17 protein-coding genes are annotated in these 20,200 nt (G+C 61.0%); 9 read left to right on the forward strand and 8 right to left on the reverse strand.

Going from position 1 to position 20,200, the window contains the following annotated elements:
* Positions 1 to 18: 18 nt before the first annotated feature.
* The gene (locus NH14_RS19615) at positions 19 to 2,844 is read right to left on the reverse strand and encodes an ATP-dependent Clp protease ATP-binding subunit (RefSeq protein ID WP_052147925.1); all 2,826 of its coding nucleotides are present in this window, start codon (positions 2,842 to 2,844) and stop codon (positions 19 to 21) included.
* Between the two features lie 310 nt (positions 2,845 to 3,154).
* On the opposite strand from NH14_RS19615, the gene NH14_RS19620 reads away from it, so the two are divergent.
* A complete protein-coding gene (locus NH14_RS19620) occupies positions 3,155 to 3,631 on the forward strand; it encodes a hypothetical protein (protein WP_052147926.1) in 477 nt (158 codons plus the stop codon).
* A 15-nt stretch (positions 3,632 to 3,646) separates the two neighbouring features.
* A complete protein-coding gene (locus NH14_RS19625; RefSeq protein ID WP_035524626.1) occupies positions 3,647 to 3,982 on the forward strand; it encodes a DUF6566 family protein in 336 nt (111 codons plus the stop codon).
* A gap of 72 nt (positions 3,983 to 4,054) precedes the next feature.
* Here the strand turns inward: NH14_RS19625 and NH14_RS19630 are convergent, their stop codons facing one another.
* From NH14_RS19630 to NH14_RS19650, 5 genes are all read right to left on the reverse strand, one after another.
* Entirely contained in the window at positions 4,055 to 4,960 is a 906-nt protein-coding gene (locus tag NH14_RS19630) for a LysR family transcriptional regulator (protein WP_035524630.1), read from the reverse strand.
* A gap of 239 nt (positions 4,961 to 5,199) precedes the next feature.
* On the reverse strand, positions 5,200 to 6,111 hold the full coding sequence (locus NH14_RS19635) for a bestrophin family protein (RefSeq protein WP_035524633.1): 912 nt from the start codon (positions 6,109 to 6,111) through the stop codon (positions 5,200 to 5,202).
* Positions 6,112 to 6,145: 34 nt separating this feature from the next.
* Positions 6,146 to 7,153 (reverse strand): cytochrome d ubiquinol oxidase subunit II, encoded by a 1,008-nt coding sequence (gene cydB, locus NH14_RS19640; RefSeq protein WP_035524635.1) that lies wholly within the window; start codon positions 7,151 to 7,153, stop codon positions 6,146 to 6,148.
* Positions 7,154 to 7,157: 4 nt separating this feature from the next.
* Positions 7,158 to 8,546 (reverse strand): cytochrome ubiquinol oxidase subunit I, encoded by a 1,389-nt coding sequence (locus tag NH14_RS19645; protein WP_035524638.1) that lies wholly within the window; start codon positions 8,544 to 8,546, stop codon positions 7,158 to 7,160.
* A gap of 108 nt (positions 8,547 to 8,654) precedes the next feature.
* Positions 8,655 to 10,931, reverse strand: a complete 2,277-nt coding sequence (locus NH14_RS19650) for an FdhF/YdeP family oxidoreductase (RefSeq protein WP_035524641.1) — start codon at positions 10,929 to 10,931, stop codon at positions 8,655 to 8,657.
* 319 nt (positions 10,932 to 11,250) lie between these two features.
* Here NH14_RS19650 and NH14_RS19655 point away from each other — a divergent pair, with 319 nt between their 5' ends.
* Positions 11,251 to 12,681 carry an aminotransferase-like domain-containing protein gene (locus tag NH14_RS19655; RefSeq protein WP_035524644.1) on the forward strand — a complete coding sequence of 477 codons (1,431 nt, stop codon included), beginning with the start codon at positions 11,251 to 11,253 and terminating at the stop codon, positions 12,679 to 12,681.
* Between the two features lie 10 nt (positions 12,682 to 12,691).
* Here NH14_RS19655 and NH14_RS19660 read toward each other — a convergent pair whose 3' ends face one another.
* Positions 12,692 to 12,835: a hypothetical protein gene (locus tag NH14_RS19660; protein WP_161790833.1), complete on the reverse strand. Its 144-nt coding sequence runs from the start codon at positions 12,833 to 12,835 to the stop codon at positions 12,692 to 12,694.
* A 425-nt stretch (positions 12,836 to 13,260) separates the two neighbouring features.
* Here NH14_RS19660 and NH14_RS19665 point away from each other — a divergent pair, with 425 nt between their 5' ends.
* Positions 13,261 to 14,073 (forward strand): formate/nitrite transporter family protein, encoded by an 813-nt coding sequence (locus NH14_RS19665; RefSeq protein ID WP_035524646.1) that lies wholly within the window; start codon positions 13,261 to 13,263, stop codon positions 14,071 to 14,073.
* Between the two features lie 132 nt (positions 14,074 to 14,205).
* On the opposite strand, the gene NH14_RS19670 is transcribed toward NH14_RS19665, so the two are convergent.
* The gene (locus NH14_RS19670; protein WP_035524649.1) at positions 14,206 to 15,126 is read right to left on the reverse strand and encodes a LysR family transcriptional regulator; all 921 of its coding nucleotides are present in this window, start codon (positions 15,124 to 15,126) and stop codon (positions 14,206 to 14,208) included.
* Positions 15,127 to 15,227: 101 nt separating this feature from the next.
* On the opposite strand from NH14_RS19670, the gene NH14_RS19675 reads away from it, so the two are divergent.
* The 5 genes from NH14_RS19675 (at position 15,228) to NH14_RS19695 (ending at position 20,182) form a co-directional block, all read left to right on the forward strand.
* Positions 15,228 to 16,712 carry a form I ribulose bisphosphate carboxylase large subunit gene (locus tag NH14_RS19675; RefSeq protein ID WP_035524651.1) on the forward strand — a complete coding sequence of 495 codons (1,485 nt, stop codon included), beginning with the start codon at positions 15,228 to 15,230 and terminating at the stop codon, positions 16,710 to 16,712.
* Positions 16,713 to 16,739: 27 nt separating this feature from the next.
* Entirely contained in the window at positions 16,740 to 17,159 is a 420-nt protein-coding gene (locus NH14_RS19680; protein WP_035524655.1) for a ribulose bisphosphate carboxylase small subunit, read from the forward strand.
* A gap of 125 nt (positions 17,160 to 17,284) precedes the next feature.
* A complete protein-coding gene (gene cbbX, locus NH14_RS19685; RefSeq protein WP_035524657.1) occupies positions 17,285 to 18,178 on the forward strand; it encodes a CbbX protein in 894 nt (297 codons plus the stop codon).
* Positions 18,179 to 18,189: 11 nt separating this feature from the next.
* Positions 18,190 to 19,269: a class 1 fructose-bisphosphatase gene (locus NH14_RS19690; RefSeq protein ID WP_035524660.1), complete on the forward strand. Its 1,080-nt coding sequence runs from the start codon at positions 18,190 to 18,192 to the stop codon at positions 19,267 to 19,269.
* Positions 19,270 to 19,303: 34 nt separating this feature from the next.
* Entirely contained in the window at positions 19,304 to 20,182 is an 879-nt protein-coding gene (locus NH14_RS19695) for a phosphoribulokinase (protein ID WP_035524663.1), read from the forward strand.
* Positions 20,183 to 20,200 lie beyond the last annotated feature (18 nt).

Here is a 20,200-nt window from a genome sequence, read left to right on the forward strand (position 1 = left end):
CCATGCGCATGCCGCATCTTAGCCGGCGTTAGGACCAGACTCTTTTTCGCTGCGCTTTTTGCGGCCCTTCGTGGCTGCGGCAGCGGTTGCGGCCGACGTTGCGGCTGAAGGCGCGGTCTCGCCGGCTTCTGTTCCGGAGTCCGCACCATTGCCTTTTTTCGGTTCGGGCGCGGCGGAAGGCGGCATCTTGTTGAACTTCACTTCGTCGTCTTTCTTGTCATAGTCGACTTCCACGCTATCGCCGGATTTGAGCAGGTCGCCGAGTATTTCCTTGGCAAGACGCGTTTCCACTTCCTGGCGGATTTGCCGCTTCAGTTCGCGAGCGCCGAATTCCGGTTGATAGCCAACGTCGGCCAGGTGGTCGACCAGCGAATCGCCGAGCTTCAGCGTGATGTCTTGCGCGGCTGCGGCTCGAACGACGCGATCGAGCTGAATCTGCACGATCGAGCGGATATTCTCCTTCGACAACGAGTGGAACACGATAATGTCGTCGATCCGGTTGAGGAACTCGGGCCGGAAGTGACCCTTGAGCACCTTCATCAACGCCTCGCGCACTTCCTTTTCGCTCTTGCGCTTGGCCTCGGGCTGTTCGAGGTTCTCCATGATGATCGATGCGCCCAGATTGCTCGTGGCGATGATGATCGTATTGCTGAAATCGACCACGCGGCCCTTGCCGTCGGTAAGACGCCCGTCGTCGAACACCTGCAGAAGCACGTTATAGACATCGGGGTGCGCCTTTTCGATCTCGTCGAGGAGGATCACGCTATACGGACGCCGCCGCACGCGCTCGGTGAGCTGTCCGCCTTCGTCGTAGCCCACGTATCCCGGCGGCGCGCCGATCAGCCGCGCAACGGCATGGCGTTCCATGTACTCGCTCATGTCGATGCGGATGATCGCCTGTTCGTCGCCAAAGACGCTTTCCGCAAGCGCTTTCGCGAGTTCGGTCTTGCCAACGCCCGTTGGCCCGAGAAACAGGAAATTCGCAATGGGCCGGTGTTGCTGGCCGAGGCCCGCGCGCGACAGGCGCACGGCGTCGCTTACCGCGACAACCGCATCGTTCTGGCCGACCACGCGCGCTCGCAGCGTGTCTTCCATCTTCAGCAGTTTTTTGCGCTCCTCCTGCGTGAGCTCCGCAACCGGAATGCCAGTGAGGCGCGAGACGACCTCCGCAACGGACGCCACCGTCACTTCCAGCGTTTCCGTGCCGGTCTTGCGCTGCCACGCCTCCATCTGCTCTTCGAGCCGCTTCTCCTTCTCGTTGATGCGCTCTTCAAACACCTTCGCTTCGTCGTAACGCTTGCGCGAGGAGGCATAGTCCTGTTCGCGCTTGAGCTGGGCCACTTCCGCCTCCAGTTCCTGAATGTCGGCTGGCCGCGAAGTGGCGCCGATGCGCACGCGCGCGGCGGCCTGGTCGATCAGGTCGATGGCCTTGTCCGGAAGAAAACGCGAAGTGATATAGCGGTCGGCGAATTCCGCCGCGGCGACGAATGCATCATCGGAAAACGTGACCTGATGGTGGGCTTCAAGTTTGTCGCGCAAACCGCGCAGGATAACGATGGTTTGCTCGACGCTCGGCTCGGGAACGAGCACGGGCTGGAAGCGACGTTCAAGCGCCGCGTCCTTCTCGATGTACTTCTGATATTCGTTTAGTGTCGTAGCGCCGATGAGGCTCAGCTCGCCGCGCGCGAGTGCGGGTTTCAGCACGTTCGCGATATCGAGGCCGCCCTCGCCGCCGCCTTGCCCGGCGCCGACGATCGTATGCAACTCATCGATAAACAGAATGAGTTCGTCCTGCTTGGCCGTCACCTCGTCGATCAACTGCTTCGCGCGCTCTTCGAATTCGCCACGGTACTTCGCGCCGGCGACCATCGAGTTGATGTTGACTTCGACCAGGCGTTTGCCGCGCAGCACCTCGGGGACATCGCCGTTGACCATGCGCTGCGCGAGTCCTTCGACAATTGCGGTCTTGCCGACACCCGGTTCGCCAATGAGCACCGGGTTGTTCTTCTTGCGGCGCGCCAATACCTCGATCGTGCTTTCGATTTCCTGGGCGCGGCCAAGCACCGGGTCGAGCTTGCCCTGGCGCGCGAGCGCCGTGAGGTCGCGGCCGAACTTGTCGAGGTTCGGCGTACCCGTGGGCGTTTCGACGCGCCCGTCTTCCGCGCCCTTGCCGACCACCTTGACCACTTTCTGGCGCAGCGCCTCGGGCGTTACGCCATACTTTTTCAGCAGCGTGCCCGCCAGGCTTTCCGGCACAGCGGCAAGGCCGATCAGCAGGTGTTCGGGGCCCACGTACGAATGCCCGAGATCGCGCGACGCCTGGAAAGCGAACTGAAACGCCTTCTTCAAACGCGGCGATACGGTCATTCTTTCGAGCGAGTCGTCATCGCTGGCCGTGCCGTGCTTCGCGTGTTCGTCGATATAGCTCTTGATGTCCTGGGGCGAGAGCTTCAACTCCTTGAGCAGCGCCGCGCACACGTCGGTATCGGCGAGCACGTAAAGCAGATGCTCGGTATCGAGTTCGGTGCGGTGCAATTCGTGTGCCTTTTCGGCGGCGCGTTGCAGCAGCTCCATGGTTTGCTCGCTGAACGCGTCGGTGGCGTCGACGGACTCGCGCGGCACGCTCGCGCTCATTGCGGAGTCGTCGCCGAATTCGCCGAGCAAACCTGAAAGATCGCCGCCGCCGCCGAGCAGCGAGTCGAACGGATTAAGCATGCTTTGATGGCGCATCAACTGCCGATAGTGATAGTCGCAGATCGACAGCGATTTGCGCTCGCCGTTTTCGGTTACGACGACGCGCGCGATAGCGGGGCGGGCGTGGCAGATATCGCAGAGTGTAGGCATGATCGGAGTTCCTGTTGGCAAGCACTCCGGCCATCGGACGAGAGCGCGATGAAAACCAGAAGGGACAAATTGACGATTGAATTCTATGGGCGGACTCAACCGGTGTGAACCTGCGGTCATCCGATACTTTGTATCGGCGGGTTGCCGGCCGGTCGTCCTGTTCGATAATAGATATCGGATGAACAAAAGGAAACGTGGAATTTTGCCCCATGCGTTTGGAGGTACGATTTCCCCCGCATGGAGACAGATGCACCGTAAGCGGTATTATCGGTAGCGCTGAACAATGGGTTCTTTCGATCGGGATTCAACGATGAAAACTGACAACGAAGCGAGTGCGCGTGTCGAGGAACGCAAAAAAACCGGGCCGCATCTCACCGCGCACGAACATGTCGGTCTGAACGGCAAGATTGCCGTCGCGATCACCAATGTCGTCGGAACGATGTGGTGCGCCTATGTGTTTGCAGCTATTGCGCTTGTGAGCTTGCCGTCGGCGATTCAAAGCGGCGTTTCGGCGCTCGTTGCGTGGCTCGCCCAGACATTTTTGCAGCTTGTCCTGCTGTCGGTCATCATGGTCGGTCAGAAGGTGGCGGCTGCGGCATCGGATAAGCAGGCATTGCAAACCTACAAGGACGCCGAGGCGCTTCTAAAACTGCAGGACGAAATGCGCAAGCTCATTGAAATCAACAATGCGCTAACGGAAGCCATCCATCGCGCGGTACTGGAGATGCGGACCTCGGCGACCGGACAGCCGCCCGCGACGGGAGAGTCGCGCCCACAACCCAAATGATTGCGGAGACTGTGCATGGATCGAACTGAAAGTATGACGTGCGACGGGTTTCAGATAACGGCGCAATCTCGCGAAAACGAGCGGGGCGGCTGGATCGCGCAGGTGGAGATCCGTCACGATGGCCGCCTGTTCGCGACCTGCAACCCGGACACCGTGCAGCCCGAATGGTTGACGGAGGAGGAGGCCAATCGTGACGGTCTGGAGCGAGGCTGCAAACTCGTCAATCATATAAGGCAGAACCGTGAGGATCGCTCATGGGTCGCCATTCGCGAGCACGCCGAGCGCTGGTTTTTCAGGGTGGAATCCTCGCGGGAAGCCGAGCAGATCGTGCGCGATCTGGGCGCCCATTGATGTGATTGAATCGTGCGGTCGATTGGTGTGAGTGAACCATGCGATCACAACGATCGCATGGTTCCGGGCTGGCTATCGGGACAGCGACAGGGTCTCGGCGATATAACTCCTGAGCGTGTCCACAGCCTTGCGGACCCGCAAAGGAATGGGACGTTGCGGCTGAATCAGCAGGTTCAGCGCAAGCGCGGGCATCTCATACTGCGGGAGCACCCGCACGAGGCGGCCCGTTTCGAGCGCGTCCTTGACGGCCGGCGCTTCGAGCACGCCAAGGCCTAGCCCCGACGAAACCAGTTCATACATCGGGCGCCAATGCGTGGTCTTGATGACCGTCCGAATCGGAACGCTGTCGATGAGCGCGCCATCTCGCGAGACAGGCAGCAGGTCCGCATCGAAGGATCCTTTCACGCGAATCAGATTGTGTCCGGCGAGATCCGCCGGATCGTCGATCGCGGCGTGCCGCTTCAGATAATCGGGCGAAGCAACGAGCACGCGCTCGATATCCCCGAGCGGCCAGGCGATGTACGCACCGTCGGCCAACTGCCCGAGACGAAACGAGATGTCGACGCCCTCGGTGACGAGATCGGCGATCTTGTCGTTGAGCACGAGTTCGATGTCGATGAGCGGATAGCTTTCACGGATGCGCTTGATGCCCTCCGGCAAAAGGGTTTCCCCGAAGCAGTGCGGCGCCGCAATACGAATAGAGCCCTTCACGGCCTGCTCGTCGTTCGAAACCTCGGCCACGGCTTGCTCCACGGCGCCCAGCACGGCCTTGCTGCGCTCGTGGAAGATGGTTCCTTCCGGCGTGCATTTGAAAGCGCGTGCGTTGCGTTGCAGCAGACGGCAGCCGAGGAACTTCTCGAGCCGCTCGATGCGTTCGCTCACGGCCGGCTGGCCGATGTCCAGATCCCTTGCTGCGCCCGAAATGCTCCCCCTTTCGACAACCCTCACGTAAATCCGCATAGCTTCCAGCAAGTTCACATTACGTTCCTTACTGTGGCTGGCGATATTCGCGGTGCGTCCTTCAGCAAATGGCGTTGACATAAGATCCCTCGCATCGTTAGCTCCAATTCTTGCTTCGCGCCCCTGAGTGGCGACGCGGTGATGGTGTAAGAGTAAGAGGGGTCACGCATGCGCTGAGCGCACAAATCATGCTCATTAAATAGAGTACAGTTTTAGTGAAGTGGGCGCTGCATGAGCGCAGAGATAACAGTTGGCGCTCAGGTCAGCTGATAGGGGCGAATGGGTTCAACCGGCGCGGGAACGGGACAGCCGCATAGCTCGAGAACGGAGCGCTCGATGTTGCGCGACATGGCGTCGAGGGCGAGCGCATTGGGCGCCACGCTGAACGGTTCGGCCACTTCACTAGCAATTGCTTCGAGCGCGATCAGCGTATAGGCAATGAACACGCACAGTAGCGGCGTAAAAAACTCCGTGGAATCGACAAGCCCGAACGGCAGCAATACGCAATAAGCGTAGACAGTGCGATGCAGCAACACGTTATACGCGAACGGAATGGGCGTGGAGGCAATCCGCTCGCAGCCACCCAGCACTTTGCCCATCTCGCCGAGTTGTGCGTCGAGCATCCACAGCTTCGTATCGGATGGTTGAGCGCGATGCTTCGGGTTCGAGAGTTCGTATCGTATTTCGTTGAGAATGGACACCGGTCGATAGATCTGGCTGCGCAGCTTCTCGGCCTGCTCGCGGCCAAGAAGACGCTCCAGGTCCATCGCGGGATCGGTGCCGCGCAATTCGTGTTTGATCGCGTACGCGAAGCCGATAACCTGGTGCGCGATGCGCAAGGTATCCGCGCGTTCCGGAAGGTAGCAAAGCATTTGCGAAGTCAGCGTGCGCGATGCGATTAGCAAAGCGCCCCAGAGATGCCGCGCTTCGTTGAAGCGCTCATAACTTGCGTTGTTCCGAAACGCGAGGAAGATCGCCAGCGCAACGCCGAACAGCGTGAAGGGCGCAGTGTTGAGCGGAATTTTTTCTCCAAACACGCGCCCGTGCGTGAAGACCGCGAGCGTACTCACCACTGCCATGAAGCACAGTTGGGGAATGATTGACGACAGAACCGATCCGTTCCAGACGAACAGCAAACGGAACCAGTTTTCCCGGGGCCTGACGATCATGATGGCCTTTTACTCATTCTCATGTGCTTGAATTTCAGTGATAGCCGTGGTCGCCTTCGCGCACCTTGCCCCGGAACACGCGATATTGCATGGCGTTGTAGACGAGAATGACCGGCAGCACGATGACCGTGCCCACGAGCGCAAAGAGCTGGCTCGAATGGCTCGAAGAAGCGTCCCAGATCGTGAGCGAGGGCGGAATGATATACGGCCAGATGCTGATGACGAGCCCGGTATAGCCGAGAAAGCAGATCGCCAGCGAGAGCAGGAAGGGCATCGCTTCGTGGCTGCGGTTCAGCGAACGGTAGATGCCCAGTGCGCACAGCACCACGAGAATCGGCACCGGCAGGAACCAGCCGAGATTGCCGCTGAGGAACCAGCGTTGCCGCACGGCGGGCAGGCCGAGCACGGTCCAGAGGCTAACGGTGGCAATCGCCAGAAGCAGCACGGCAAGGAGCGGACGCATCACCAGCCGCATCTTGCGTTGCAACTCGCCATCGGTCTTCAGGATCAGCCAGCCGCAGCCGAGCGTCGCATAGGTGAGCAGCACGCCGAAACCGCAGAACACGCTGAATGGCGAGAACCAGTCGAACGGATCGCCCGCGAACTTGTCGTCGACAATCTTGATGCCCTGCAGGAGCGAGCCGAGCGTGATGCCCTGGCACATCGCGGCGAGCGCGGAGCCGCCGATAAACGCGAGATCCCACGCATGCTGCGTGCGCGTGGCTTTCGCGCGCAACTCGAAGGCCGCGCCGCGAAAGATCAGGCCCACCACCATGAGAATCAGCGGCATGTAGTTGGCGGGCAGCAGCGTCGAGTAGACCACCGGAAAGGCGCCATAAAGGCCCGCGCCGCCGAGCACGAGGAAGGTTTCGTTGCCGTCCCAAACCGGCGCGACGGTATTGAGCATCACCTCGCGTTCGGCTTTTCCTTCGAAGAACGGAAACAGCAGGCCGATGCCCAGATCGAACCCGTCGAGCATCACGTAGATGAAAACGCCGAGACCGATGATGGCGGCCCAGATCACAGGAAGATCGATTTGCATGGCCTCAGTCCCCCACCACAGCGTCGAGTGCACGGTTATGCAGTCCCGGATACTTGAGCGATTCGACACTTTCGATGCCGGTAGCCGGTCCCTTCTTCATCATCTTGAGCATGTAATAGACGCCTGTTCCGAAGACGAGAAAATAGACAATCACGAAGATCAGCAGCGACACGCCGGCCTGTTGCGCGCCGATGGGCGATACCGAGTTCACGGTGCGCACGACGCCATACACGGTCCATGGCTGCCTGCCAACTTCAGTCGTGATCCAGCCCGCGAGCAGGGCCAGGATGCCCGACGGCCCCATGCAGACTACGAACCACTGGAACCAGCGTGCTTCGTAAAGGCGGCCGCCGCGACGAAGCAGCAGCCCGACAACGGCCGTCAATAGCATCAGCATGCCGAGCCCCGCCATGATCCGGAAGGTCCAGAACACGATGGGCGAGTACGGGCGGTTCTCGGGCGGGAACTCCTTGAGTCCGCGAATTTCGCCGTTCCAGCTATGGGTGAGAATCAGGCTGCCGAGATGCGGCACCTTGATCGCATAACGCGTCACTTCCGCATCCATGTCGGGAAAGCCGATCAGGTTGAGCGCGGTGCCGCCATGCTCGGTTTCCCAGAGTCCTTCAATGGCGGCGATTTTCGCCGGCTGATACTCGCGCGTGTTGAGACCGTGCGCGTCGCCTACCAGAATCTGAATGGGCGCGAGAAACAGCAGAATCCACAGCGCCATCGACAAACTGCGTTTGACCGGCACATCGCGCCGCCCCTGGAGCAAATGCCACGCGCCGCAGGCGGCCACGATAAAGGCGGCGACGATAAAGGCCGCAATGGTCATATGCGCGAGACGGAACGGGAAGGAGGGATTGAAGATCACCTTGAACCAGTCCACAGGCACGATGCGGCCGTTCTCAATCGCATAGCCCTGCGGCGTTTGCATGAAGCTGTTCGACGAGAGAATCCAGAATGTCGAAATGAGCGTGCCCACCGCAACCATGAGCGTGGCGAAGAAATGCGCTTTCGGGCTCACGCGATTCCAGCCGAACAGCATGACGCCGAGAAAACCCGCTTCCAGGAAGAACGCGGTCAAGACTTCATAGGTCAGCAGCGGCCCGGTGATATTGCCAGCAATGGTCGAGAATCCGCTCCAGTTGGTCCCGAACTCGTAAGCCATCACGACGCCCGAGACCACGCCCATGCCGAATCCCACCGCGAAAATTTTCGACCAGAAGCGGTACATGTCCTTGTATGCCGCATCGCCGGTGAGCAGAAGGCGCCATTCGAGCACGGCGAGAAAGCTCGCCATGCCGATGCTGATCGCCGGAAAGACGATGTGAAACGAGACTGTAAATGCGAACTGCAGCCTGGCGAGATGAAATGCGTCGAAGATGTCCATGATTCGTTAGTGTTCCCAGGTGACAGGTGCATTCACAGGACAGGGCACTCCGGCCGGGACAGCGTAACCACGCAGCGTGCCCGGCCGCAATGCCGCAACGGCTCGAGACTAGGTCCCCGCCGCGCGCACCACGCGCACGGGCACGGACTTGTACGACGGCGTGCCACTCTCTTTGTCGATATAGTCGAGCGGAACCAGTACGTTGGCTTCCGGGTAATAGGCCGCGACGGAACCGCGTGCGATGCTGTACACGATGGCGGTAATGTTTTTCAGGCGCAGCGTGCGGCCCGACGTGACCGTTTCGATATCGACGAGATCGCCGTGCTCGATGCCGTAGGCGGCCATGTCGTCGCCGTTCATGAAGAGCACATCGCGCCGGCCGAACACGCCGCGGTAGCGGTCGTCCATCGCGTAGATCGTCGTGTTGTACTGGTCGTGGCTGCGTATCGTGATCAACCGCAGCACGTTCTCCGCGCCCAGCACGTCGGCGTCTTCTTTCACGCCGCCATAGACGGAGAACTCGGCCTTGCCCGATGGCGTGGGCCACTGGCGTTCGGTCGGCGGCAGCGGCAAGCGGAATCCGCCCGGCATGCGAATGCGCCGGTTGAAGTCCTCGAAGCCGGGCACGGTCTGCTCGATCAGGTCGCGGATCTTGTCGTAGTCGGCAATGAGGTCCATCCACGCGACTTTCGAATTGGGCAGCGTGGCGCGCGCGATGCCTGCAACGATGGCGGGCTCAGAGCGCAAGTGTTCGGAAGCGGGCGTGAGCTTACCGGCCGACGCATGAACCATGGACATCGAATCTTCCACCGTGATGGACTGACGCCCGGTGCTTTGCATGTCGAGTTCCGTGCGCCCGAGGCACGGAAATACATAGGTTTCCTTCGCAACAAGCAGATGCGTGCGATTGAGCTTCGTGCCGATATGAACGCTCAAGTCGAGCGACGCCATCGCCGGAAACGACTGTTCGGAGTCGGGCAGCGCAACCGCGAAATTGCCGCCGAGGCAGAGTAGCGCCTTGGCCTTGCCGTCGATCATCGCCTGCATGGCTTGCACCGCGTCGTGACCGTGTCCGTCGGGCGGCGTGAATCCGCAGGCCTGCTCGATCAGCTTGAGGAAATCTTTCGATGGCTTTTCGGTGATGCCAACCGTGCGATTGCCTTGCACGTTCGAATGGCCGCGCAGCGGACAAATGCCGGCGCCAGGCTTGCCGAAATTGCCGCGCAGCAACAGCAGATCGGCGATCAGGCGCACGTTGGCCGTGCCCTTGTTGTGCTGGGTGACGCCCATGCCGTACGTGACGATGGTCGCGTTCGACTTCGCGTACGCAATCGCCACGTGCTCGAGGTCGGGGCGCGTGAGGCCGCTGGCCTTTTCGATGTCTTCCCAGGAGGTCGCTTCGAGATCCGCCGCGAACGCGTCGAAGCCTTCGGTATGCTGCGCGATGAATGCCTTGTCGAGCACGCCGCCTTGCTCCGCCTCCATTTGCAGCAGCACCTTCATGATGCCCTTGAGCGCGGCCGCGTCGCCGCCCGCGTCCAGCTGGAAGTAGGTGGACGCGATGCGGGTCGAGCCGAACGTCGCCATTTCGATCATGCTTTGCGGGTCGGCAAAGCGTTCGAGCGCGCGCTCGCGCAGGGGATTGAAGACGATGATGGGCACGTTGCGCCGCGACGCTTCGTGCAAGGTGCCCATCATGCGCGGATGGTTCGTGCCCGGGTTGTGGCCAATGGAAATGATGAGTTCGGTCGTGTCGAAATCTTCGAGCGAGACCGTTCCTTTGCCGATGCCGATCGATTTCGGCAGGCCAACGCTGGTCGGCTCGTGACACATGTTCGAGCAATCGGGGAAATTGTTCGTGCCGTACTCGCGCGCGAAGAGTTGATACAGAAACGCGGCTTCGTTGGACGCGCGCCCCGACGTATAGAACTCGACCTGATCCGGCGGGAGCGAGCGCAGAATTTCGCCGATGCGTGCGAACGCGTCTTCCCACTCGACGGCGCGAAACTTGTCGCTTGCGCGGTCGTAGACCAGCGGGTGGGTGAGCCGGCCCATGTCTTCGAGTTCATAGTCCGACTTTTGCAGCAGCGAGGAGACGGTGTTCGCAGCGAAGAATTCCGGTGTCACCCGTTTCGTGGTGGCTTCCCAGGTCACGGCCTTCGCGCCGTTCTCGCAGAACTGGAAGGTGGAACGGTGCTCTTTGTCCGGCCACGCGCAACCGGGGCAATCGAAGCCGTCGGGTTGATTGGTCCGCATCAGCGTAATGGGCGCCTCGATGCTTTCCATTTGATCGTGAATCGCCTGCGCGGTTGCTTTGAGCGCGCCCCAACCGCCCGCGGGACCGGTGTAGGGATGGACGCCGGGCACATCACGTAGTTTCGTCATGGGAAACTCCATTGTGTTTTCTATGCATGCAGCGCAAGGCCGGTGCCTCGCTGCATCGGAACCGCACAGGTCTGGGAATCTGTAGCGTGAATTCAGTTATAGCGAATTTTTTTTACCTAATTCTAGGGACGCGACGTGTTGCCGTGAACGGTGGCCGAGCCGATATTAGTTATCGGTCGCGAAAGGTATAGGCGCAAGCATAGGTGTAAAAAGCGGTCTCCATGACAGACAGAATTCATTTGTAATATCGAGTACAGTTTCGCCCGGCGCAGTACACTGCATGAACTGTGCTGTAAGCGACTACCGGGGGGAGATCGCTGTGAAACTTTACGAAAAGCTGGCGGACGATATCGAAACGCTGATTCGCAAAGGCGTTTACCGGCCCGGCGACCGCGTGCCTTCGGTACGCCAGGCGAGCCAGCAGCACCGCATCAGCATTACCACCGTGATTCGGGCGTACTTGCTGCTGGAAAGCCGCGGGGTGCTGGAAAGCCGTCCGCAGTCCGGCTATTTCGTGAGTACGCGCATGGGCGCAGCGGGCGCGCATTCGGATGAACTGCGCACGAGCCGGCCGATTGCGGTGTCGGCTACGGTGGACGTGAGCCGCCTCGTGCTGTCCACTTTGCGCTCCATTGGCGTTGACGACGCGGTGCCGCTCGGTTCGCCTTATCCGGACCCGCAGCTTTTTCCTTATGAAAAGCTCAACCGCTATGCGTCGGCGGTGGGCCGCAAAAGGTCGCTATGGGGTGTAACCAATGCGCTGCCGCCGGGCACCCCGGAACTGGTTCGCCAGATCGCCCGGCGCTACCTCGAGAACGGCATGGCCGTGGACCCCAACGAGATCATCGTGACGGTTGGCGCGACGGAGGCGATCAATCTGTGCCTGCAGGCGGTCGCCAAACCGGGCGACGTGATTGCCGTGGAATCGCCCACGTTCTACGCCATGCTGCATGCCATCGAGCGCTCGGGAATGAAGGTGATGGAGGTGGCGACGCACCCCGAGTACGGCATCGAGATCGACGCGCTGGCGAAGATCATTGAAGCGGGGCCAATCGCCGCTTGCATGGTGATGCCGAATTTTCAAAATCCGCTCGGGTTTCAGATGCCCGACGAGCGCAAGCGCGCACTCGTCGACCTGCTCGCCAAGGCGGGAATTCCGGTGATCGAAAACGGCGTTTATAACGAACTGTATTTCGGCGACTCGCATCCCACCACGCTCAAATCCTATGACAAAAATGGCACCGTGTTGCACTGTGGGTCGTTTTCGAAGAGTTTGACAGCGGCGTATCGCATCGGCTGGGCGCTGCCGGGCCGCTATCGCGACGAGGTGGAAAAGCTGAAGTTTCTGAATACTCTGACGACTTCGGTCATTCCTCAATTGGCCATTGCCGAATACCTCGAGCGCGAAGGCTATGAGCATCATTTGCGGCGTATCCGCAAGAATTACGCGCAGCAGGCCAATCTGATGAAGTCGATGGTTATGCGTTTTTTTCCAGCGGGCACGCGCACGTCGACGCCGATGGGCGGGTACGTGCTCTGGATCGAATTGCCGGCGCAGGTGGATTCGATGAAGCTCTACCAGCTCGCGCTGGCGCGCGGCATCACGATCGGACCGGGCTATATGTTTTCCGTCTCGGACAACTATCGCAACTTCATCCGGCTCAATTACAGCACGCCATGGTCGCCGGAAATCGAGCAGGCGGTCATTACGGTCGGGAAACTCGCGGCATCGTGCGCGCGCCAGGCGTAAGCGTGCGCTGCTACTTCTTCATCATGGCCATCACGAGAAAGTGAAACGGCAGCACAAGTAAAGCGGTTGCGCCGAAACCGACGCACCAGAGAATGACCGTCCACTTCAGGTCGTGCAGAAAAAGGTGCCGCCGCCCCTCATGCTCGCGTTTCACATTCGACTCCCGCTCGTTGGTCATCCGTAAAGCGATTATGGCACCGGCGTGCGCGGCCGATCAATCGCATTGAACCGGACGGGCTTTGAATTGCCCGCTTTAAGCGCCGTTAAGCGGGCGATTTGAAGTATCGGAAAATGTGGGGTTGATTTTTCTAAAACTGGTGCACCAGGGCACGATATCGGCGCCTGCGAAGGCGATCCAGGCGGCGTGAGCAATGTAAGCGGACCGGCTGCACTCGATTAAAAACTTCTTAAGCTCGGGCAAGAAAAAGCTGAATGTACAGGGATCGCGACGCCACCTAACCTTGCACTCCATAAAACGATGGCGGGCAGGAGAAAGAGGGGGGTGGTGAACATCGGGCCATGCGGCGCATGGTCCGACTCGTCTCCGGCGGCGGAGACCGATCCTTACTGGGAGCAGCAATGTACGCGGAAAGTATTGACCTGTTTGCGAAGAGAGGCGCCCACCGTGCGTCGACGGCGCATCACGCGCCTCTGGCATTTCTGATTGGTGCTGGCATGGCGGGCGCCTATATCGGCTTCGGTGACATTCTGATGTTTACGGTGGGCGCGCATGTCGATCCGGCTTTCGTGCATCTCGTGATGGGCGCGGTGTTCGCCTGCGCGCTCACCATTGTCGTGTTCGCCGGCTCCGATCTGTTCACGGGAACGGCCATGTATATGCCGCTGGCCCTATTGCGAGGGGAGACTGGCGTGGGCGGCCTGCTGCTGGTGTGGATAGCGTCGTGGGTGGGCAACCTGTGTGGCGCCATTGTGCTCTCGGCCATCTTGCTCGCGGCCGGCGGCGGCGTGCTGTTGACCGATGGCTCAGCGGTATTCTTCAAGGCCGTGGAGGCCAAGATGGCGGCCCCGGGCCTTGCGCTCTTCGCCAAGGGCCTGCTATGCAACTGGCTGGTGTGCCTCGCGATCTGGATGGCCGCACGCACAAAGAACGACGCGGCAAAGCTCGGCCTCATCTTCTGGCCCATATTCGCGTTCGTGGCCTGCGGCTTCGAGCACAGCGTAGCCAACATGTTTGCCTTCGCGCTGGCGCTGATGGCCGATCACCCTGCGTCGATCACGCTCGCCGGAGCGATCCACAACGAAGTTTTCGTGACTGCGGGCAATATCGCCGGCGGCGCGGTTTTCATGGGCCTCGGCTACTGGCTGCAGGAAGGCGGTATCGGCCACGCCCCCAATGCGGCCACACCGGCTTCGGAAGGCGCAGGTACATGAGTTATCCGAACTAATTTGCGCCGTTGCGCGAGTCCTTGGCAACGGCGGTTTCGTCTTTTCATATCCGATTTCAAGTATCGGTGGCATGGCCGGTTCAAATCCGATTATAAATATCGGCTATGCCCACGCTTTTCATGTCTGTCCGAACTCCTGTGACAGATACTCTTCCGCGTGCTCGAGCATGAAATAGCGAAACGCCTCGGCTGGCGGCGACAATATCTTCGATAGCAGGTTCACCATGTACCACCGGCGCCATACCGGTGTGTCTTCGACGTCCACCACCACCAGGCGTCCGCTGCTCAGCTCCAGCCCCAACGTGTGCAGGGACAGCAGGCTGACGCCCATATTGGCCATCACGGCCTGCTTGATCGTTTCGTTACCCGACATTTCCATGGTGATGTGCGGCGTCAGGCCATGCTTCTCGAAGTAGGCCTCCAGCACCGCGCGGGTGCCGGAGCCGGGTTCGCGCACGATGAAGTTATAGGTAGCGAGCGCCTGGGCCGGCACGTGGCCGAGCCGCACCAGCGGATGGTCCGGTGCGGCGACGAACACGAGCGGGTGGGCCGCGAACGGCTCCGCGCGCGTGGCGAGCTCCCTGGAAGGGCGACCCATCACGGCCAGATCCACTTCGTTGCGCTGCAATTGCTCCACCAGCGTCTGACGATTGCCGACGGTGAGACTCACTTCGACACCGGGGTGATCCTTGCAAAAGCGCCCGAGCAGCGGCGGCACGAAATATTGCGCGGTACTGACCATCCCGATCACGAGCCGGCCTGTCTGGACCTTCTTGAAGCGGGCCACCATGTCCTCGGCGTCCTTCAGCGTCGCAAGGATCTTGCGCGCGTAGACGAGGAAATACTCACCTGTGATGGTGAGCGAAACATTCCTGCCTTCGCGGTCGAACAGCGGCAAGCCGACCTGCGTTTCGAGCTCGCGAATCTGCATGGTGACTGCAGGCGGCGTAAGGCTCAGCATTTCGGCCGCGCGCGAGAAGTTCAGATGGCGTGCCACTGCGACGAAGACACGTATTTGCCGGAGCGTCACGCCTCTCATTAAGAAATCCTTAATCGACGAAAAGAAATTCGTGAATGTACATGAATTATCCCGCCGCATAACCTTGGTGTCCATGAGGTCAGCCACCAAGGAGCGAGACGATGACCAAGCCTGTGGAAAGCGGTGTGATTACGGACGCCAAGCAACGTTATGCAGCCGGCGTGCTCAAGTACAAGCAGATGGGGTACTGGCAGCCGGATTATGAACCCAAGGAAACGGACGTTATCGCCCTGTTCCGCATCACGCCTCAGGCGGGTGTGGATCCGGACGAAGCGGCCGCGGCCGTCGCGGGCGAGTCGTCGACGGCGACATGGACTGTAGTGTGGACCGACCGGCTCACGGCCTGCGACAAGTATCGCGCGAAGGCGTACCGCGTCGACCCGGTGCCCAACACCGGCCCTGGCACGTCCACCGAGCAGCAGTACTTTGCCTATATCGCCTACGAGCTCGAACTGTTCGAGGAAGGATCGATCGCGAACCTCACTGCGTCGATCATCGGCAATGTATTCGGCTTCAAGCCCTTGAAGGCATTGCGCCTGGAGGACATGCGCATTCCGGTTGCCTATGTGAAGACCTTCAAGGGGCCGCCGACCGGCATCGTCGTGGAGCGCGAGCGGCTCGACAAGTTCGGCCGTGCACTGCTCGGCGCGACGATGAAGCCCAAGCTCGGCCTCTCCGGCAAGAACTACGGGCGCGTCGTCTACGAGGGGCTCGCCGGCGGCCTCGACTTCACGAAGGACGACGAGAACATCAACTCGCAGCCCTTCATGCACTGGCGCGACCGGTTTCTGTACTGCACGGAAGCGGTCAAGCGCGCGGAGGCGATGAGCGGCGAGATCAAGGGACATTACATGAACATTACCGCCGCGACGATGGAGGACATGTACGAGCGCGGCGAATTCGCCAAGGAACTGGGTTCGTGCATCGTGATGGTCGACCTCGTGATCGGCTGGACCGCGATCCAGTCGATCTCGAACTGGGCGCGCAAGAACGACATGATCCTGCATATGCACCGCGCGGGCCACAGCACCTATACGCGGCAGAAGTCTCACGGCGTGTCGTTCCGCGTGATCGCGAAATGGCTTCGGCTCGCGGGCGTCGACCACCTGCACACGGGCACGGCGGTTGGCAAGCTCGAAGGCGATCCGCTCACCGTGCAAGGCTTTTACAACGTGTGCCGCGACGAGCGCAACGAAGTCGATCTGCAGCGCGGCCTGTTCTTCGAACAGGACTGGGCGGCGCTGAAGAAGGTCTTGCCGGTTGCCTCAGGCGGCATCCACGCGGGGCAGATGCATCAATTGCTCACGCTGTTCGGCGACGACGTCGTGCTGCAGTTCGGCGGCGGCACGATCGGTCACCCGATGGGCATTCAGGCCGGCGCGACCGCGAATCGCGTTGCGCTCGAAACGATGACGAAGGCCCGCAACGAAGGGCGCGATATCGCCGCCGAGGGGCCGCAGATTCTCGAAGAGGCTGCCCGCTGGTGTACGCCGCTCAAGCAGGCGCTCGACACCTGGCGCGACGTGACCTTCAACTACGCGTCCACCGATACGCCGGACTTCGTGACCACGGCAACGGCCTCGTAAATCACGCGAAAAGGATAGGAGAACGATATGCGACTCACTCAAGGGACTTTTTCTTTCCTGCCGGACCTCACTGACACCGAGATCCGCGCGCAGATCGACTATGCGCTGCGCGAGGGCTGGGCCTGCTCGGTGGAGTTCACCGACGATCCGCACCCGCGCAACGCGTATTGGGAAATGTGGGGCCTGCCGATGTTCGATCTCAAGGACGCGGCCGGCGTGATGCTCGAAGTGGATGCGTGCCGCAAGGCGAAGCCGCGCCATTACGTAAAGGTGAACGCGTTCGATTCCACGTTCGGCTTCGAAACCACACGGCTGTCGTTCATCGTCGCGCGGCCGGCCGACGAGCCGGGCTTCCGCCTCGGACGCGACGACGGCGCGGCGCGCAAGCTCCACTACAGTGTGCGTCCCTATGCGGACGACAAGCCATCGGGCGAGCGCTACGAGTGATGCGGGCACGCCCGGCGGGGTGATGTCGATACCCTGGCCGATTGCGATAGCGATCGTGACAACTGAGCGGCGCGCGGCGCAAGCCGCGCGCCAGGCAATCCTCACTATTGACGGGACTGGACGCCATGAGCACTGAAACCGCCATCGATCTGCAGGCCATCGTGCGCGACGCACAGATTCACGATGTGCTCGAGCGCCTCGATCGCGAGCTGGTCGGGCTGAGGCCCGTGAAGACACGCATTGCCGAGATTGCCGCGTTTCTCGTGGTCGAGCGCGCGCGCAAGGAGCTCGGCATGGCAACCGCTGCGCCTTCGCTGCATATGTGCTTCACCGGCAACCCAGGCACGGGTAAGACCACGGTCGCGATGCGCATGGCCGAGATCCTGCATCGCCTCGGCTACGTCAGGAAAGGCCACGTGGTGGCCGTGACCCGAGACGATCTGGTGGGCCAATACATCGGCCACACCGCGCCCAAGACGAAGGAGGTGCTCAAGCGCGCGATGGGCGGCGTGCTCTTCATCGACGAGGCGTACTACCTGTATCGCCCCGAGAACGAGCGCGACTACGGCCAGGAGGCGATCGAGATCCTGTTGCAAATCATGGAGAACCAGCGTGACGACCTCGTTGTGATTCTCGCAGGCTACAAGGAGCGCATGGACACGTTTTTCCAGAGCAATCCGGGTTTCAAGTCGCGTATTGCGCATCACATCGACTTTCCCGACTACACCGACACGGAGCTCTTCGAGATTGCGGAACGGATGCTGCACGACATGCATTACCGGCTCGACGACGATGCGCAGGCGGCGTTCCGCGACTACATTGCGCGGCGCAAGGCGCAACCCAACTTCGCGAATGCGCGCTCGATCCGCAATGCGCTCGACCGTGCACGGCTGCGCCAGGCCAGTCGCGTGTTCTCGTCGAACGAGGCGGTGACACGGGAAGCGCTCGAAACCCTCGTGGCCGCCGACATTCGCGCGAGCCGAGTGTTCGGCGACACCGCAGAAAAGACAGATCGATAAAGGAGACGTCCATGCAACATGGCCGAACGACGCTCTCGAAGTTCATCATCGAGGAGCACCGCCGTCATCCGGCGCAGGACGAGCAGCTTGCCGCGCTCGTCAATGATATCCAGACCGCCTGCAAGTACATCGGCGCGCGCGTTGCGCGCGGCGCGCTCGATGGCGCGATAGGCGCGGCGGGCATGAAGAACGTGCAGGGCGAGACGCAGCAGAAGCTCGACGTGATCTCCAACGAGATTATGCTCTCGTGCTGCGAGTGGGGCGGCCAGCTCGCGGGCATGGTTTCCGAGGAGCTCGAACACGCCTACGAGATTCCCTCGGGGTATCCGCGCGGGCGCTATCTGTTGCTGTTCGACCCGCTCGACGGCTCATCGAACATCGACGTCAACGTGACGGTGGGCACCATCTTCTCGGTGCTCATGGCGCCTCCCGGCGTGACCGAGCCCACGGTGGAGGACTTTTTGCAGCCGGGCACGGCGCAGGTTTGCGCGGGCTATGCGCTGTTCGGGCCCGCCGACATGATCGTGCTGACGCTCGGCCGCGGCGTGCACGGCTTCACGCTCGATCCGGAGATTGGCGCGTACATCCTCACGCACCCCGATATGCGGATCTGCGAAGAAACGCGCGAGTTCGCCATCAACGCCTCGAACATGCGCTATTGGGAGCCGCCCGTGCAGCGCTATGTCGACGAATGCCTCGAAGGCAAGGCCGGCGTGCGCCAGACCGACTTCAACATGCGCTGGATTGCGTCGCTGGTGGCCGAAGTGCACCGCATCCTCATGCGCGGCGGCGTGTTCATGTACCCGAAGGACAAGAAGGATCCGGCGAAGCCGGGCCGGCTGAGGCTGCTCTACGAGGCGAACCCCATGGCGATGCTCGTCGAGCAGGCGGGCGGCCGCGCGTCGACGGGGCGAGGCCGCATTCTCGAAGTGCCGCCCGATGCGCTGCATCAGCGCGTGCCGGTCATTCTCGGCTCGCAGCGCGAGGTCGAGCGCATCGAACACTATCACCGCGAGTTCGACAGCGGCGCTGGCGAGCCCTTCGATTCACCACTTTTCAATACGCGTTCGCTGTTTCGCGCGCCGCATTGAGGCGCGCCAACGAGATCGAGCATCAGGAGGAGACATGTCGACCAAACATCCGATTGTGGTGATCACGGGTTCGTCGGGCGCAGGCACGACGACAATCACACGCGCGTTCCAGCACATTTTCCGGCGCGAGAGCGTGAACGCCGCGATCATCGAAGGCGATTCGTTTCATGCCTACGATCGCCTGCAGATGCGCCAGAAGCTCAAGGAGGCCGAGGCTTCCGGCGAGCACAGCTTCAGCCATTTCGGGCCGAGCGGGAACCTGTTCGAGGAACTCGCGCAGTTGTTCGAGGCTTACGGCGAGAACGGCACGGGCCGCTGCCGCAAGTATCTGCACGACGAAGCTGAAGGTGCCGAGTATGGCCAGGCGCCCGGCACGTTCACGCCGTGGACCGATCTGCAGGAAGGCACCGACCTGCTGTTCTATGAAGGGCTGCACGGTGCGGTCGTGACCGAGCGCGTGAACGTCGCGCAGCATGCGGACCTGCTCGTGGGCGTGGTGCCCACGATCAACCTCGAATGGATCCAGAAGCTGCATCGCGACCAGAACCTGCGCGGCTATTCGCAGGAAGCGGTGGTCGACACGATCCTGCGCCGCATGCCCGACTACGTGAGCTACATTTGCCCGCAGTTCTCACGCACGCATGTGAACGTGCAACGCGTGCCGGTCGTCGATACGTCGAATCCGTTCATCGCGCGCGACATTCCTTCGCTCGACGAAAGCATGCTTGTGATTCGCTTCGCGGACCCGAAAGGCATCGACTTTCCTTATCTGCTTTCGATGGTGCACGACTCGTACATGTCGCGGCCGAACACGATCGTGTGTCCGGGCGGCAAGATGGGGCTCGCCATCCAGCTGATCTTCACGCCGATGATCCTGCGTTTGATGAGCAACCGCCGGCAGGCGCTGCTGTAACCGCACGCTCACGAAAGA

Origin of the sequence: Paraburkholderia sacchari (assembly GCF_000785435.2) — a bacterium.
Lineage (GTDB): Bacteria > Pseudomonadota > Gammaproteobacteria > Burkholderiales > Burkholderiaceae > Paraburkholderia > Paraburkholderia sacchari.

Coding starts and splice junctions, on each gene's coding strand:
- NH14_RS19620 (WP_052147926.1), top strand. CDS start 3,155: ATGAAAACTGACAACGAAGCGAGTGCGCGTGTCGAGGAACGCAAAAAA.
- cydB (WP_035524635.1), bottom strand. CDS start 7,153: ATGCAAATCGATCTTCCTGTGATCTGGGCCGCCATCATCGGTCTCGGC.
- NH14_RS19665 (WP_035524646.1), top strand. CDS start 13,261: ATGTACGCGGAAAGTATTGACCTGTTTGCGAAGAGAGGCGCCCACCGT.
- NH14_RS19675 (WP_035524651.1), top strand. CDS start 15,228: ATGACCAAGCCTGTGGAAAGCGGTGTGATTACGGACGCCAAGCAACGT.
- NH14_RS19650 (WP_035524641.1), bottom strand. CDS start 10,931: ATGACGAAACTACGTGATGTGCCCGGCGTCCATCCCTACACCGGTCCC.
- NH14_RS19690 (WP_035524660.1), top strand. CDS start 18,190: ATGCAACATGGCCGAACGACGCTCTCGAAGTTCATCATCGAGGAGCAC.
- NH14_RS19680 (WP_035524655.1), top strand. CDS start 16,740: ATGCGACTCACTCAAGGGACTTTTTCTTTCCTGCCGGACCTCACTGAC.
- cbbX (WP_035524657.1), top strand. CDS start 17,285: ATGAGCACTGAAACCGCCATCGATCTGCAGGCCATCGTGCGCGACGCA.
- NH14_RS19670 (WP_035524649.1), bottom strand. CDS start 15,126: ATGAGAGGCGTGACGCTCCGGCAAATACGTGTCTTCGTCGCAGTGGCA.
- NH14_RS19615 (WP_052147925.1), bottom strand. CDS start 2,844: ATGCCTACACTCTGCGATATCTGCCACGCCCGCCCCGCTATCGCGCGC.
- NH14_RS19695 (WP_035524663.1), top strand. CDS start 19,304: ATGTCGACCAAACATCCGATTGTGGTGATCACGGGTTCGTCGGGCGCA.
- NH14_RS19625 (WP_035524626.1), top strand. CDS start 3,647: ATGGATCGAACTGAAAGTATGACGTGCGACGGGTTTCAGATAACGGCG.
- NH14_RS19645 (WP_035524638.1), bottom strand. CDS start 8,546: ATGGACATCTTCGACGCATTTCATCTCGCCAGGCTGCAGTTCGCATTT.
- NH14_RS19635 (WP_035524633.1), bottom strand. CDS start 6,111: ATGATCGTCAGGCCCCGGGAAAACTGGTTCCGTTTGCTGTTCGTCTGG.